The following is a 16,067-nucleotide window of genomic DNA, read 5'->3' on the forward strand; positions in this document are numbered from 1 at the left end:
GCTAACGCTTCTTCTTCTTTGCGGGGCGCTTTGCTGCGTCCTGGGCGGCTGCCTTGGCCGGATTGCCGGAACGTCCGCCTGAGCGGGTTTCCACGCGGGTCTCGGTTCCGCCGCCTTCGCTGGGTGCCGTGTACTGGAGCTGGGCAGGCTTCTCGGGTGCTTCGAGACCGGCCGCCCGCAGTTGCGGATCCACGTGCTCGGTGTGGCCGCCGGAAGCATCCTGGACCACGACGTCCTGGGCGGGAGTGACTTCCACCTCGAGGTTGAAGAGGAAGCCGACGCTTTCCTCCCGGATGGCTTCCATCATGGCCTGGAACATGGCGAAGCCTTCACGCTGGTATTCCACGAGTGGATCGCGCTGGGCCATGGCCCGCAGGCCGATGCCCTCCTTGAGGTAGTCCATCTCGTAGAGGTGTTCCTGCCACTTGCGTCCGATGACCGACAGGACCACACGGCGCTCGAGTTCGCGCATGCTCTCGGAGCCAATCGCTTCCTCCCGCGCCTGGTAGACCAGGCGGGCGTCAGAGAGGATCTCCTCCTTCAGGAGCTCCACGGTAACCCGTGCCTTGCCGCCGGCTTCTTCGATGATGTCTTCCGCCGTGACACTGACGGGGTAGAGCGTCTTGAGGTTGGTCCACAGCTGGTGGAAGTCCCAGTCGTCACCGTTGCCCTCCGCCGTGGCGGCATCAATCAGGGCCACAATGGTGTCCTCGACGAAGAACTGCACCTTCTCGTGCAGGTCATCGCCCTCAAGGATGCGGCGGCGGTCGCTGTAAATGGCTTCGCGCTGGCGGTTCAGGACGTCGTCGTACTTGAGGACGTTCTTGCGCTGTTCGGCGTTGCGGCCTTCCACCTGGCCCTGGGCCGAGGCGATGGCCCGCGACACCAGCTTGGATTCCAGCGCGACGTCGTCCGGAACCGAGCTGTTCATCAGTCGTTCGGCCGCCCCAGAGTTGAAAAGCCGCATCAGGTCGTCCGTCAGGGAAAGGTAGAAACGGGATTCTCCGGGGTCACCCTGGCGGCCGGACCGGCCGCGAAGCTGGTTGTCGATGCGCCGGGACTCGTGGCGTTCGGTGCCCAGGACGTACAGGCCTCCCAGATCCAGCACTTCCTCGTGTTCGTCCTTTACGGACTGCTTGGCTGCCTCAAGGGCTGCCGGCCACGCGGCTTCGTACTCTTCGGAGTTCTCCTCCGGGTCCAGGCCGCGCTTGGCGAGCTCGGCCACTGCGGTGAATTCGGCATTGCCGCCCAGCATGATGTCAGTACCGCGGCCGGCCATGTTGGTGGCCACCGTGACGGCGCCCTTGCGGCCGGCCTGGGCAACGATGGCCGCTTCACGGGCGTGGTTCTTGGCGTTCAGGACCTCGTGGCGGATCCCTTCCTTGGCGAGCAGCTTGGAGAGGTACTCGCTCTTCTCCACGCTGGTGGTGCCCACCAGGACGGGCTGGCCTTTTTCGTGCCGCTCGGCGATGTCCTTCACGACGGCGTCGAACTTGACGACCTCATTCTTGAACACAAGGTCAGGCTGGTCGATCCGCTGCATGTCCCGGTTGGTGGGAATCGCCACGACACCGAGCTTGTAGGTGCTCATGAACTCGGCAGCTTCCGTTTCGGCGGTGCCGGTCATGCCGGACAGCTTGCCGTACATGCGGAAGTAGTTCTGGAGCGTGACGGTAGCCAGGGTCTGGTTTTCCGCCTTGATCTCGACGCCTTCCTTGGCCTCGATTGCCTGGTGCATGCCTTCGTTGTAGCGCCGCCCGGCCAGGATGCGTCCGGTGTGCTCGTCGACGATCAGCACCTCGCCGTCCAGGATGACGTAGTCCTTGTCCCGCTTGAAGAGTTCCTTGGCCTTGATGGCATTGTTCAGGAACCCGATCAGCGGGGTGTTCGCGGACTCGTACAGATTTGAGATGCCGAGGTAGTCCTCGACTTTTTCGATGCCGCTCTCCAGGACGCCCACCGTACGCTTCTTCTCGTCCACTTCGTAGTCCTTCTCGGGCTGCAGCCGGAGCACTACCTTGGCGAATTCGCTGTACCAGCGGTTGGTGTCACCCTGCGCCGGGCCGGAGATGATCAGCGGCGTACGGGCTTCGTCGATAAGGATGGAGTCCACTTCGTCGACGATGGCGAAGTGGTGGCCGCGCTGGACCAGTTCGCTCCTGTCCCACGCCATGTTGTCGCGCAGGTAGTCGAAGCCGAATTCATTGTTGGTGCCGTAGGTGATGTCCGCGGCGTACTGCTGGCGGCGTACGGCCGGATCCTGGTTGGCCAGGATGACGCCGCTGGTCAGGCCCAGGAAGCGGTACACGCGGCCCATGAGTTCGGACTGGTATTCGGCGAGGTAGTCGTTCACGGTAACCACGTGGACACCCTTGCCGGAAAGCGCGTTCAGGTAGGCGGGAGCGGTCGCCACCAAGGTCTTGCCTTCACCGGTCTTCATTTCCGCGATGTTGCCCAGGTGCAGGGCGGCGCCGCCCATGAGCTGGACGTCGAAGTGGCGCATTCCGAGTGTCCGCGAGGAGGCTTCGCGTACGGCGGCGAAGGCTTCCGGAAGCAGGTCGTCGAGCTTCTCGCCATCCTGGTGCCGCTCGCGGAGGCGGTCGGTCTCCTCCCGCAGTTCCGCGTCGGTGAACGTCTTGAACGAGTCTTCGAGGGCGTTGATGGAGTCGGCATAGTTCCGCAACTGCCGGAGTGTCTTTTTGTCACCCGTGCGGAGGATTTTTTCGATAAGTGATGCCACGTGAAGATGCTCCCAGTCTCATGCCGCCGAATTCTGGCGTGTTCAGTCTACGGGAGAGACACCCGGCCGTTACTCCCTTTTCCCTGAGAGCGGATAGTCCTGCAGCCGCCCAAGCTCCTGTGTCAGGCGTGCGGCGAGATCTCCCGCCGGGCCGGCTTCCACGTCGGGCAGGCCAAGCCATTGGCCCATGAGCTTCAGCTCTGCAGCCAGTTCGGCGGCGGTGTCCCCGGGGGCGTCCGGCTCGGCAAAAGCGGACCTCACCAGCAGCCTGCCCCCGGCGCGGTCCGCTTTCACGTCCACCCGGGCCACAATTCTGTCCCGCAGCAGGAAAGGCAGCACGTAGTACCCGTAACGCCGTTTGGGCTCCGGGGTGTAGATCTCAATCCGGTAGTGGAAGCCGAACAGTTCCAACAGGCGCCGCCGCTCGAAGACCAGGGAGTCGAACGGGCTCAGCAGGGCCCGGCCGTTGGCGCGCCTTGGCATGGCGGCTTCCACGTGCCGGAAGACTTCGCGGTTCCAGCCGTTCACGTTGACGCGTTCCAGCCTGCCTTCCGACACCAGGTTCTCGACGGCCAGCGCGGTCGCCTTTACAGGTGTCCGGAAGTAGTCGGCGAAGCAACGGACGCTTCCGATCCCGTGTGCCATGGCCGCCGCCTCTGTCAGCCGCTGGAGCGCGGCGGCCGGATCGGACGCCGTGGCTTCGTCAGAAGAAAATGGCAGGACCTTGGCCGTCAGGGTGTACTTGCGCTCGAACTGCCCGGTCCTGGCAGCAGCTGACACTGCCCCTTCTTCGAAAAGGTGTTCCAGGACCCGTTTCACAGCGTTCCAGTTCCACCCCCAGTTCTCGGTCTGCCGTTCCTCGACGTGGCCGATCCTGGCTGTAAGTTCCGAGGCCGTCATGGGCCGGGACGTGGCGAGGACGGAAAGGATCCTGCCGGCGAGGTCGCTGCGGAGTTCCGGGTCCATGCGTGAGGCACCCACCCATGATCGCTTCTGCCATTGCAGGAGGTCACGGTAGTGCTCGGGCCGGATATAACTGGCCTCGTGCGCCCAGTACTCCACCATGCGGCGTGGCCGCTGCGCGGACATGCGGTGCAGGATTTCGCGGTCGTAATTGCCAAGGCGCGAAAAGAAGGGCAAGTAGTGACTGCGGACCAAGACGTTGACGGAATCGATTTGGACGAGCTGGAGACGGGCAAAGGTACGGCCCACCGCCCGTGCTGTCACGGGGCCGGCGGGCCGTCCTTTGTGGAGTCCCTGTGCTGCCAATGCGATGCGCCGTGCCTGGTCAAGGCTCAGCGATGCTGACATTCAGTCCTCTCACGTGGTGGTGTAGTCCACCTTACGCGTTGGCGGGTGCGTCGTCGGAGCGGTACGCGAGGATCTTTTCCTCCACGACGGTGTCGCCGGGCTCGCACTCGTGGTCCAGGGTGATGACCCCGTAGGTCCAGCCACGACGGCGGTACACGACGGAGGGCGTGTTGGTGGCTTTGTCCACGAAGAGGTAGAAGTCGTGTCCCACCAGTTCCATGTTGTCCACGGCGTCATCGAGGGAGAGCGAGGCCGCGGGGAAGACCTTGCGCCGGATCAGCACCGGTGAGCTTCCCGCCGGGATGTCGTTGTCGACATCATAGGGAGACTTGTTGTCGGCGGCCTGTACGGTTTCATCCCGGTGGTTTGCCTCAAGGTACAGCGGCTCGTGCGCGCTGGCGGGTTCAAGCGATGCGGTGGCCTCGCGAACGGCCTTGGGGGTGTGGCGCCCGTGGTGGACCTTCTTGCGGTCCTTGGCCCGGCGGAGCCGCTCAAGAAGTTTGTTGTAGGCGAGGTCAAAGGCAGCAAATTTGTCTGCGGCGCTCGCTTCGGCACGGATCACGGGTCCGCGGCCCAGCACTGTCACCTCTACGGTCAGCTGGTCGCCGGTTTGCCGGGCATTGGTCTCCTTGGAGACTTTCGCGTCGACACGCTGGACCTTGTCACCCAGCGATTCGATTTTTGCGATCTTTTCCCCGGCATATTCGCGGAACCGGTCTGAAACGGTCAGATTTCGTCCGCTGATCATAAACTCCATGGTGCCCTCCAAATGACTTCGGTGACACGACGGCGGCACTTCCCTGGGCCCAGCTGTCTGACAGTCGAGCCCCTCTCCGAGCCGCCATCGAAAGGTACATTCTGTTCTTGGTACCCACCTTCGACGTTAGTTCATAGCCACCTGTTATTCATCCTTTCCCGGTTTATTTTTTTCTAAGTCATGGTCGCTTCGGCGGTTCCGTGCGGGCGCCGGGCGCGGGGTCCGCAGCATCGGGCGGGCGTGTCGCGGCAAGCACGACGGCGCCCCTCACCTTGGCCCCTGCCTGGTGCAAGGCACGGGCTGCTTCCCCGATCGTGGCACCCGTCGTCAGGACGTCGTCGACGATGATGCACGGCCTCCCCGCAACCGCTGGACGGGACCGGACGACGACCCGCATGGACCCCCTGACCCGCTGGGAGCGGGCGCCCCTGCCCAGCCCCTTCTGGCCGCCGGACAGTCCTGTCCACCTGAGCGCTTGGGCCCCCGACGGCCGGACCTTTCGCAGGGCATCGACGACGGCAACGTCCGGCAGGTGCCCGGCCGCCTTCTTGAGGAGCAGGTGGACCGGGCTGAAGCCCCGGTTGATGTAGGCCGCCGTGCTGGTGGGGACGGGCACCAGCACGAACCCGTCAGCGTCCGCTGTTGCCGCCCGGACGGCCCCGGCCAAAGCCCGGGCCAGGCTTGCACCAAGCTGGTGCTGGCCGTGCCGTTTGAACGAGAGCAGGCCCTGCGCCAGCTCGTCCCGGTAAACAGCGGCCGCCACGACGGGGAGCAGGATGGTCCCGGATACATCCATCAGCGCGGGGGCGCCGCCCTCAGCCCGGAACGGCTCCCTGGCCAGGTGCCGGATACGGCTGGTGCAGGCTGGGCAGAGGGCACTGTCCTCCGCACCGCAGCACACACAGTCCACCGGGACGGCCAAGGCCAGGAGTTCGCCTCCGGCCCCCGCCACCCAGTCGACAAGCCGCAAAAGGGCACTCGCTTGATCCGCGCGGTGCTTTGCAGCCCACCGCGGCGGCGGATGAAGGTCCGGGTCACGCGCAGGTTCCCTGTCAGGGGACCTCGATGTTCCTGCGGGTCGTCTGGTGCCGTTCACCTTTCCACCATCACCGGTCGGTTCCGCATGGGGAAGGACCGGGCCCACCTATGTGGATACCAGGTGGGCCAGGTCCGCCCGCCCTCAGCCGGGGAACGAGGGATCCACCGGGCCCTTGATTTGCGGTGACCAGCCATTGCCCAGGCGCTGGAAAATCCCTTCGCCGGACTGCACGTAAATGTCATCGGCACCGTTGCCTGCGCTGATGGACACCACCCCTGGCCAGGGGGCAAGCTGCTGCGGCTGGCCCGAGGTCAGGGACAGCAGCTCCGGCGTAACGTTGGAGCCAGCTGCCGCTTTCATCACGGCGACCGAGGTGCTGTTGACCCAGACCCCCTGGTCAGGATCGGTGGCGGTGACCAGCGTGATGGGCGCCGTCAGTTCGCGCGGGGTGCCGTCGCCGCCGCGGATCACGCCCGTCACTTGCACTTTGGATTTTCCGTTCTGTTCGGAGATCACCAGGGCACGGACACCGTCACGCGAGATCCGGAATTCCTTCACCGTACGGCCGGCAAGCCACGACGGCGCCAACGTCACGGAGGGGACAGGTGCACCTTCAGCCACTCCACCGGGACGGAACGCCACCACCTCGGTTGCCCCGGTGGCGCCGGGGCCCGCCGTCCACACCCAGTCATTGAGGCTGAAGGACGGACGGCTGAGGGTGCTCCGTGTGGTCAGGGCGCGGGCGGGCTGGCCCGGGCTGATGCTGTACAGCGTGGTGCGTCCTTCGTTCAGGAACGCGGCAGCCTGGGACACGGGTGATTCCGCGGGGAACCGCGGGTTGAGGGCCGAGACGGACTGCATGTCGGGCAACGGGGAAACCCGGTTGTTTTCGTACCGCACCAGTTCGCCGCCGCTGATGGCAATCTGGCGGGACGGCACCGTCTTATCCAGCACCGGGGGAAGAACCGAACCATTGTCCTCCACGCGCACCAGGTCCTGGTTGGCACGAAGCTCCACGTTGACCACATCAGGCTGGGTCCGGAACGTCAACGTCAACTGCATTTGCATGCGGAGCCGGTCTTCGGCTGATGTTTCCGTGAGCTCTTTTGCCGTCAAATCAACCTGGGCTGCTCCGGACACCACCGGCACCGATTCACGGGCCAGTTTGATCCCGGAAGGAAAGGCACTGACGACGGCGCCGCGAAGGTAGGGCGCGGGCCCGGCCAGCAGGGCACTGGTCATGGCTTTGACCGTCTTGTTCTTCAGGAACCACCGGACGTCCGGGACCGCATAGGTGAACGTGGGGTCGTAGAAGTAGATCGGGTAGGCGCCGTAGATCACCTTGAAGGTTTCCTCGGCGATGGCGGTCCCATCCGGTATCGCGGAAATCCGCCACTCGCCGTCAACCTGTGTCACGGTGACGGGAATCCGTTCCACCGTTCCCGGCGGTGACTGGGTGGCAATACCGTCGGCGTCCACGGTGTAGGCGACATCGAGCTCATAGCTATAGACGTTCTCCGTGCCGGTCGGTACCACCCGCGCTTCCCGGTAAACCAGCGCCCGCTTGTCGGGTTTCCAGGACACCGCCGATGCCTGGGTGAGGTACTGCCGGGCCACGGCGTAGTCGTCCTCGTAGCCGCTGCCCGCCCGGTAGAAGTAGTCGATGATCGTCTCCGGTGTGGCGCCCGGTTGCGGCGCTGCAGGAAGGAACACCGGGGCACTGACATTGCCGGCGCTGCTTTCGCTGCTTTTTCCCACCGGCCCGGACGTCGGGATCCGGGCACACCCGGACAGGAGGACGATCAGCAGAACCAGGAAGGCCGCAGCGTACTGTGCGTGCCGTCCGTGCCGGGTCATGGTGTCTCCTCGGGGCCCCGGGACGGAGCGGGCTTGGCGGCATCTGTCTGCAGCACCAGCATGTTCTTGTTGTCCTGTTCTGCGGGGATGTTCCCTGGCGCGCCCGGGATGGTGACGTCCCTGGGTTCGAGCTGCACGGGTGACTCGGTGATCGCGCCATCCTGGCGCAACGGCAGGGTCAGGCGGAAGTTCGCCCCGCTGCCTTTCCGGCCCCAGGCCTGCAGCCAGCCGTGGTGCAGCTTGGTGTCCTCCATGGCGATGGACAGGCCCAGTCCGCTGCCTCCCGTCGTCCGGGCGCGGGCGGGGTCCGCCCGCCAGAACCTGTCGAAGACGCGGGCAGCTTCAGCCGGGTCCATCCCGATACCGTGGTCCCGCACGGAAACGCCAACAGCCGTCTCGTTGGCCGCGACCGTCACCGTCACCGGTTTTCCTTCGCCATGCTCCACGGCGTTCAGGATCAGGTTCCGCAGGATCCTGTCGATCCGGCGGGCATCCATTTCCACCACCATCGAGCCTTCCGGGGCCGCGAAAACGATGTCCGAGCCGTACTCGGCAGCCACGGGGGCCGCACCTTCGATGACGTGCGAAATCACATGGAGCAGGTCCTCGGGTTCAGCGTCCAGCACCGCGACGCCTGCATCGAAGCGGCTGATCTCAAGCAGGTCCGAGAGAAGGGACTGGAAACGCTCCACCTGGTTGTAGAGCAGCTCGGCCGAGCGCTTGTTGATGGGGTCGAAGTCGTCGCGCGCGTCGTACAGGACTTCGGCCGCCATGCGCACGGTGGTCAGGGGCGTCCGCAGTTCGTGCGAGACGTCCGAAACAAAGCGCTGCTGCATCTGTGAAAGGGTGGCTAGCTGGGTGATCTGTTCCTGCAGGCTGGCGGCCATGTGGTTGAAGGAGGCGCCCAGGCGGGCCACCTCGTCCTCGCCCCGGACCACCATGCGTTCCTGCAGTTGCCCGGCGGCCAGCTTTTCCGACACCATCGCGGCGTGGCTGACCGGGCTGACCACGTTGCGGGTGACGTACCAGGCGACCGCGCCGATCAGGAGCACCAGGACGGCGCCGCCTGCCCACAGGACGCTTTGGATCTCATTAAGCGTCTGCTGTGCCGTGTTCAGGTCGTAAATAAGGTAGAGCTCATAGACGGTGCCGTTAAAGGTCACTTTGTTTCCGACGGCGATTCCCGGCCGGTCTTCGGTGCCCACCGGAATAACGGTGGACGCCCAGAACTGTTCCTTGCCCGATTCCTGTACAGCCTTGCGCAGGTCCGGCGGGATGACGCTGACAGTGAGCTGGTCAGAGGCGCGGGACTCCACCCAGCGGTTGCGGGGTTTGGTCTGGTTGGGCATCGCTTCAAAAACGTAGCGTCGCTGGATGACCGATCCCCTGCCCTCGACCGCGCTGAGCGTGTCCGAAACCAAGGTGATGACGCTGGACTGGTCGGTGACCTGGGCGCCGTCGAACGTGTCCTGAACCTGCTTGACGTTGTAGCGGGTCTCCGACTCCGCCTGGGTCAAGCGCTCCTGGAAGAGGTTGTTGGCAATCTGGTTGGACAGGTAGGCGCCAACCACCGCAAAGGAGGTCATGGCCAGCATCAGTGTGGTCAGGACCGTCCGGAACTGCAAGGAGCGGCGCCAACGTTTTTGCAGGGCCCTGCCGAGGTAACGCAGGCCGGGAAGGAACCGCACCACACCCGTCCGCACCAACCGGACGACGCGCAAGGCGACGATCAGGGCGCGCCGCTGCCAGATCCTTGCGCGGAACACCATGTGCGGCATGCCCGGGGGTGTGGATTCGGCAAGCCCCGGCTGGCGCTCTTTGTCGCTGCCGTTCAGCGGGGCGCCGGCTTCCGGCGCCTCCCCGGAAGCCGCGAGGCTCCGGTCAGGTCCCCCGTCCTGCGCGGCGGGGTCAGACCCCTGCTTTGTAGCCGACACCACGCACCGTCAATACAACTTCCGGGGCTTCCGGGTCCTGCTCGATCTTGGACCGCAGCCGCTGGACATGGACGTTGACCAGGCGGGTATCGGCGGCGTGCCGGTAGCCCCAAACCTGCTCCAGGAGGAGTTCCCGGGTGAAGACCTGCCACGGCTTGCGGGCCAGTGCCACGAGGAGGTCGAATTCCAGCGGCGTCAGGGAGATCCGGTCGCTGCCCCTGCTGACAGTGTGGCCCGCGACGTCGATGGTGATGTCCGCGATCCGGAGCGTCTCGGGCGCCTTTTGGTCTCCGGGGCGGAGCCGGGCGCGCACGCGCGCCACCAGTTCGGCCGGTTTGAAGGGTTTGGGCACATAGTCGTCAGCACCGGATTCGAGCCCTCGGACGACGTCGGAGGTATCAGACTTGGCGGTCAGCATGACGATGGGCACATCCGATTCGGCACGGACCTGGCGGCAGACTTCAATACCGTCCATGCCGGGAAGCATGAGGTCAAGCAGGACCAGATCCGGCCGCGAAGACCGGAAGACGTCCAGCGCCTGGGCGCCGTCGGCGCAAAAGACGGGCTCGAAGCCGTCATTACGGAGGACAATTCCAATCATCTCGGCCAGCGCTTCGTCATCATCTACAACCAGAATGCGTGCCTTCATAGTTATATATTCCCTTATCGGGATGGCTTTGTCCTGTTCAGCGCCTTCCGGCATGGCGGGACACTAGGCGGTCCGACGCCGGAACTATAGTCTTGGGGTCAAGCCCTGCGCTGCCGGCGGGCACCTTTGGAGAGGGCAGCGCGCGGGTATCAGGCGCAGTGGTATTGGGGGAGGAAATCAGTGTCACCACAGGAGTCGGAACCCGGCGAGCCCCGGCAGGGGCGGCCGGGCAACGGAGCAGACGACGGCGGATCGGGCGCCGGGAGCGCCAGCGGCCCCGTACCGCCGGGTTGGCAGCAGCCGTGGGAATCACCTGCGGGCGCGCAACCGCCAGCAGGGCAACAGCCGCCCGGCTGGGAGCAAGAGCCGTCATGGCACCAGCCGCCCCAGTGGCAGCAACCCCAGTGGCAACAGCCGGGACCGCCGAACCCCAGCAGCCCTTACCCGGGCCAACCACCGTACGCCGGCCAACCGTATGGGCCCCCCGGATACGGCGGCCAGCCGAATAACGGGTCCCCCTACCCCGGCATGCCCTACGGCACCCCGCCCTACGGTCAGCCGCGCTACGTCGCGCCCCCCAAACCCGGCATCATTCCCTTGCGGCCGCTGATGTTCGGCGAGATCCTGGATGGTTCTTTCCAAGCGATGCGCCGCAACGCAAAGGCCATGGTGGGCGCGGGCCTGCTGACCCAGGCCCTGGCCGCCGTCATCACCGCGGTAGTCACGGCCGTGAGTGCATCCTCGGCTGTATCGCTCGAAGGGTGGGCGCGCACTGCCACCCGGGGCGATATGGCGTCCATGGCCATCGGACTGATGGCAGGCGCCGCCGCGGTGACTGTCCTGTCCGTGTTCCTCTCCGCCGTCCTCCAGGGCGCCATGGTGGTGCCCGTGGCCCGGTCGGTCCTCAACCGCCCCACCGGCTTCCGGCGGATGATGTCCCTGGCGCGGCCCCGGATCGGCGCCCTCGTCGGATTGGCTGCGCTGCTGGTCGCGGCGGGAATTGCGGCCATGGGGCTGCTCGCCGTCATCCTGGCGCTCTTCTTCACCAACGTCCGGGGCGCCGCGTCCCTCTTCGCTTTCCCCCTGGTCCTGGGCGTCGTTGCCCTCTTCGCCTGGGTGGGCATCAAGCTCATGGTGGCGCCGGCCGCCGTCGTTATCGAAGAACTTGGTGCCTTCGCCGGGCTTCGGCGGTCGTGGGAGCTGACCCGGGCCAACTGGTGGCGGATCCTGGGCATCACGTTGGTGGTATCCATCCTGGTGGGCGTGATCAGCCAGGTGGTCCTGATCCCGGTGAGCTTCCTGCCCGTGGTCCTGGCCGGCGTCGTCTCGCCGCACGGCGGCAGCGGACAGGACGCCACCCTGGCAGTGGTCCTGGGCATCGTCACCGCCCTGGTCGGCGCCTTGGTCGGCGGGGTGGGGTTCGCCTTTCAGACCTCCGTCATGGCCCTGCTCTACATGGACTTGCGGATGCGCAAGGACGGCCTTGACATCACCTTGCTGCGCCAGGCGGAGACCGGGGCGGATCCGGACGGCATCCCGGGCCGGGGCCCCCGCCCGGGCACCAACACTCCGTACCCAGGGCAGGGTGCGGCGCCGGGAGCCTGGCCCTATGGCCACTGAGCCTCCGGTGCTTCCGGGCGCCGAGGAGGCACGGCGCTGGGCGGCGGAGGAACTGGCCAAACCGGAGTACCGGGAGGCCGCCCCATCCTGGCTTGACACACTGTGGCGGAACTTCCTGGATTGGCTGCAATCCCTGGACGGCTCCCGGGGGGATGCGCCATCGGTCCCCGGCGTTGCCATCGCCCTTGTCATTGCCGGGATCATCGCGGCCGCCATCATCCTGGCGCGGCCCCGCCTCAATGCCCGAACCCGGCAGCCCAAGGACGTTTTTGAGGTCGGCAACTCCCTGGCGGCCGCGGACTACCGCGCCTGTGCGGAAGCCGCCGCCGCGGAAGAGAACTGGGGGGACGCCGTCGTCGACCGCTTCCGCGCCATGGTCCGCACCGCCGAACACCGGACGATACTGGACCCCCAGCCCGGCAGGACCGCAGACGAAGTGGCACAAGCGTTGTCCGTCCAGTTCGCTGCCGAAGCCGGGCCCTTGCGGTGGGCGGCGGAAACCTTTGATGGAATCCGCTACGGACACAGGCCTGCGGGCAGCGGGCAATACCGTGAAATGGTGGGACTCGATACCAGGCTGGAGGCCATGAAGCCCGCATCCGCCGGCTCCGCAGGCACGGTGCCGGTGCCATGACCGGGCTTCCACCAGCGAACACCGGCTACAGCAACACACCAAGCTCCGGGGCGGCCGCCGGGCAGGCGCCGCGAGGCCGCGGGCCGATCGGGTGGATCCGCAACCACCGTGGCCTGGCGGCCTCGGTTGTGCTTGCCGTTGCGGCGCTGGCACTCGTCATCGGAACGCAATTGGCCCCCAAGGGCGACACCGTTCCCCTGTCCGTCCACAATGCCGGACCCAACGGCGCCAGGGCGCTTGCGCAGATCCTCGGCCGCCACGGCGTGGACGTCCACACCCCGAACCGCTTCGATGCAGCGCTGGCCGACCTCCGGTCCAGCTCCTCACCCACGCTGCTGCTCTACGACCGGAACGGCATCCTTGGCAAACCCCAGCTTGCGGCCCTGGCCGCGGCGGCGGACCGCGTGGTGGTCATCTCCCCCAGGCTGGACACCCTCACCGCCCTCGACGTCGGCATCCACCAGGCCGGCGTCGTGCCTGACGCCGTCCCGGTCCTGGACCCGAGGTGCAGCCAGGCGGACGCCAACGCCGCAGGCCAGGTCACGGGCCAGGGAGGATTCGTGTACGACGGCGGCACCACCTGTTACCGGACGGCGGGAACCGCCGGGATGCTCGCCACCAGCGCCGACCGGCGCACGGCAGTGCTGGGAAGCACGGCCGTCCTGGGGAACGACAAGCTCGACGACCTGGGCAACGCAGCCCTGGCGGTCAGGCTGCTCGGAGCATCGCCTGACCTTGTCTGGTACCTGCCCTCGCTGGAAGACGTGACGGTGACCGGCCACGGGAAGACCCTCGATGACCTGGCACCGGGTTGGGCACGCTTCCTGGGGCCTTGGCTGCTCCTGGTGGCGGTGGCGGCAATCGTGTGGCGGGGCCGGCGGCACGGGCCCTTGGTCTTCGAGCCCCTGCCCGTGGTGGTCAAGGCGGTTGAAACCGCGGAAGGACGCGCCAGGCTGTACCAGGACTCACGTGCCCTGGACCAGGCCCGGGACAACCTGCGGGCCGGCATGCTGGCGCGCATTTCCGGGAAGGTCCGGCTTGGCCCCGGCGCGGGGGCCGAGGACATCATTGCCGCAGCGGCCCGGCTCCTGGGCAGGGATCCGGCTGCCGTGCGCGCGCTGGTGAATGAACGACCGGCAACCGAAGCCCGCCTGGTGGCCTGGTCACAGGCCATGGACAAACTCGAGAAAGAGGTCATGACCCAATGAGCGAACACAGCAGCGGCCCGCAGGTCCTTAATTCGGTGGGCGGCGGCAATACAGCAGACGACGACGCTGCGAGGCAGTCGCTCCTTGCCGTCCGCCGCGAAGTGGCAAAAGCGGTGGTGGGCCAGGACGCAACGGTTACGGGCCTCCTGATCGCCCTGCTTGCGCAGGGGCATGTCCTGCTGGAGGGCGTCCCGGGCGTGGCCAAGACCCTGCTGGTCAGGGCGCTGTCCTCGGCCTTGAGCCTGGACACCAAGCGGGTGCAGTTCACCCCGGACCTGATGCCGGGCGACGTCACCGGCTCGCTGGTCTACGACGCCCATACCTCCGAATTCAGCTTCCGGGAGGGACCGGTGTTCACCAACCTCCTGCTCGCAGACGAGATCAACAGGACCCCGCCGAAGACGCAGGCCTCACTCCTGGAGGCAATGGAGGAGCGGCAGGTGTCCGTGGACGGCCGGGCCCGGAGGCTGCCTTCACCGTTCTTGGTGGCCGCCACGCAGAATCCGGTGGAGTACGAAGGGACCTACCCGCTTCCCGAGGCACAGCTGGACCGGTTCCTGCTCAAGCTCAGCATGCCGCTGCCGCAGCGCCAGGACGAAATCGAGGTCATCCGGCGCCATGCCGCCGGGTTTGATCCCCGCGACCTTGCTGCCGCGGGAGTGCAGGCAGTAGCCGGTGCGGCGGATCTGGAACGGGCGCGTGAGGCAGTAACAAGAGTGGCTGTCGAACCGGAAATCATCGGCTACATCGTGGACCTGGTTAGGGCCACACGGAGCGCCCCCTCATTCCAGCTCGGGGTCTCCCCGCGCGGTGCCACCGCCCTCCTCAACACCTCACGGTCCTGGGCCTGGCTCTCCGGCCGCCCCTTCGTCACCCCTGACGACGTCAAGGCGCTGGCGCTGCCCTGCCTGCGCCACCGCGTGGCCCTGCAACCTGAGGCGCAGATGGACGGCGTACGGGCGGACGATGTCCTGGGCAGCATCCTGGCGTCCGTTCCCGTTCCCCGCTGATGGCCATCTCGGGTCGCTTCGTTGCACTGGTGCTGCTTGGCGTTGTCCCGGTACTGCTCCTCCCCGGCTGGCTGACCGTCCTGGCCACCGTGTCAGTGCTGACGGCCCTGGCGTGTGCCGAACTGGTGTTCGCCGGGTCGCTGCGGCAGATCAGCGTGGTGCGCCCGGCGCCGGAAAATGTGACGCTGAACGGCCAAACGGACGCGGTGTTCACGGTCCGCAACGACGGCAACCGGGCGCTGCGGGGCACGGCCAGGGACGGTTGGCAACCTTCGGCCGGCGCCCGGAACCCGGTGCAGGACATCGACGTGCCGGCGGGCGAAAGCCGCCGCTACACCGTACGGCTTCAACCGGTCCGGCGCGGGGACCTCACAACGCAGCATGTGACCATCCGTTCCTTCGGCCCGCTTCGCCTCGCCGCCCGCCAGCGCACCATCGGGTGCCCGGGCTCGGTGCGGGTCCTGCCGCCCTTCCATTCCCGGCGGCACTTGCCCTCAAAGTTGAGGAAGCTGCGCGAACTCGACGGCAAGGCTGCCGTGCAGATCCGTGGTGCCGGCACAGAATTCGACTCCCTGCGCGATTACGTCAGGGGCGATGACGTGCGCTCGATCGACTGGCGCGCCACCGCCCGCCGTTCCGCCGTGGTGGTCCGAACCTGGCGCCCGGAGCGGGACCGGCGCGTGGTGATGGTCCTTGATACTTCCCGGACCTCCGCCGCAAGGATCGGCGACGAAACCCGCCTGGACACCGGGATGGAGGCGGCGCTCCTGTTGGGCGTATTGGCGGAGCGCGGCGGCGACCGGGTGGACTTCGTTGCGTTTGACCGGCGGACCAGGGCCCGTGCCGCGTCCGCCGGGCAGGGAAACATCCTGGGGAGGCTGGTGCAGGCCATGGCCCCGCTGGAGGCGGAGCTGATCGAGATGGACTGGCCGGCGGTCCCGGCGCAGGTCAGGGCCCTCTCCGCGCATCGTTCCCTGGTGGTCCTGCTGACGTCGCTGGACGGTGGTGCACCGGAAGAAGGCCTGCTCCCGGCCGCCGAACGCTTGGCCAGCCAGCACGTCGTGGTGGTGGCCGCCGTCCGCGACCCGCAACTGGGCACGATGCTCCGCGATCGCAGCGATGCCACCGGAGTGTTCCGGGCGGCAGCCGCGGAACGCGCCCTTCTGCAGCGGGCAGCCCTGACCGCGGAGTTGCGGCGCTATGGTGTGGAAGTGGTGGACGCCGAACCCCATGAGTTGCCGCCCCGGCTCGCGGACATGTACATCCGGCTCAAGGCTGCCGGTAGATTGTAAAACCGGCGGCAGCTGT

The 16,067-nt window shown here is 66.7% G+C and carries 12 protein-coding genes; 5 read left to right on the forward strand and 7 right to left on the reverse strand.

Annotated elements, in window-relative coordinates; genetic code table 11:
• Position 1 precedes the first annotated feature (1 nt).
• The 7 genes from secA to mtrA all read right to left on the reverse strand — a co-directional run bounded on the left by secA (position 2) and on the right by mtrA (position 10,287).
• The gene (gene secA / locus C563_RS0101255; RefSeq protein WP_018760224.1) at positions 2–2,740 is read right to left on the reverse strand and encodes a preprotein translocase subunit SecA; all 2,739 of its coding nucleotides are present in this window, start codon (positions 2,738–2,740) and stop codon (positions 2–4) included.
• A gap of 69 nt (positions 2,741–2,809) precedes the next feature.
• The gene (locus C563_RS0101260; RefSeq protein ID WP_018760225.1) at positions 2,810–4,051 is read right to left on the reverse strand and encodes a winged helix-turn-helix domain-containing protein; all 1,242 of its coding nucleotides are present in this window, start codon (positions 4,049–4,051) and stop codon (positions 2,810–2,812) included.
• 31 nt (positions 4,052–4,082) lie between these two features.
• Entirely contained in the window at positions 4,083–4,808 is a 726-nt protein-coding gene (gene hpf / locus C563_RS0101265) for a ribosome hibernation-promoting factor, HPF/YfiA family (RefSeq protein ID WP_026264258.1), read from the reverse strand.
• A gap of 178 nt (positions 4,809–4,986) precedes the next feature.
• Positions 4,987–5,778 carry a ComF family protein gene (locus C563_RS0101270; RefSeq protein ID WP_018760227.1) on the reverse strand — a complete coding sequence of 264 codons (792 nt, stop codon included), beginning with the start codon at positions 5,776–5,778 and terminating at the stop codon, positions 4,987–4,989.
• 210 nt (positions 5,779–5,988) lie between these two features.
• Entirely contained in the window at positions 5,989–7,704 is a 1,716-nt protein-coding gene (locus C563_RS0101275; RefSeq protein ID WP_018760228.1) for an LpqB family beta-propeller domain-containing protein, read from the reverse strand.
• Positions 7,701–9,473, reverse strand: coding sequence for an MtrAB system histidine kinase MtrB (gene mtrB / locus C563_RS0101280; RefSeq protein ID WP_196803307.1), 1,773 nt, complete (start codon positions 9,471–9,473; stop codon positions 7,701–7,703). Before mtrB ends, C563_RS0101275 begins: the two co-directional genes overlap by 4 nt.
• Positions 9,474–9,612: 139 nt before the next feature.
• Positions 9,613–10,287, reverse strand: a complete 675-nt coding sequence (gene mtrA / locus C563_RS0101285; RefSeq protein WP_018760230.1) for an MtrAB system response regulator MtrA — start codon at positions 10,285–10,287, stop codon at positions 9,613–9,615.
• 528 nt (positions 10,288–10,815) lie between these two features.
• Between mtrA and C563_RS0101290 the strand changes: the two genes are divergently transcribed.
• From C563_RS0101290 to C563_RS0101310, 5 genes are read left to right on the forward strand one after another with little or no spacing between them, the layout of a single operon-like run.
• The gene (locus tag C563_RS0101290; RefSeq protein WP_018760231.1) at positions 10,816–11,907 is read left to right on the forward strand and encodes a hypothetical protein; all 1,092 of its coding nucleotides are present in this window, start codon (positions 10,816–10,818) and stop codon (positions 11,905–11,907) included.
• Complete coding sequence (locus tag C563_RS0101295) at positions 11,897–12,541, forward strand: DUF4129 domain-containing protein (RefSeq protein WP_018760232.1); 645 nt, start codon at positions 11,897–11,899, stop codon at positions 12,539–12,541. The genes C563_RS0101290 and C563_RS0101295 overlap by 11 nt, the downstream gene beginning before the upstream one ends.
• Entirely contained in the window at positions 12,538–13,749 is a 1,212-nt protein-coding gene (locus tag C563_RS0101300; protein ID WP_018760233.1) for a DUF4350 domain-containing protein, read from the forward strand. The genes C563_RS0101295 and C563_RS0101300 overlap by 4 nt, the downstream gene beginning before the upstream one ends.
• A complete protein-coding gene (locus C563_RS0101305) occupies positions 13,746–14,759 on the forward strand; it encodes an AAA family ATPase (protein WP_018760234.1) in 1,014 nt (337 codons plus the stop codon). Before C563_RS0101300 ends, C563_RS0101305 begins: the two co-directional genes overlap by 4 nt.
• Positions 14,759–16,051 (forward strand): DUF58 domain-containing protein, encoded by a 1,293-nt coding sequence (locus tag C563_RS0101310; RefSeq protein ID WP_018760235.1) that lies wholly within the window; start codon positions 14,759–14,761, stop codon positions 16,049–16,051. The genes C563_RS0101305 and C563_RS0101310 overlap by 1 nt, the downstream gene beginning before the upstream one ends.
• Positions 16,052–16,067 lie beyond the last annotated feature (16 nt).

It is taken from the genome of Arthrobacter sp. 135MFCol5.1 (assembly GCF_000374865.1).
Classification (GTDB): domain Bacteria; phylum Actinomycetota; class Actinomycetes; order Actinomycetales; family Micrococcaceae; genus Arthrobacter.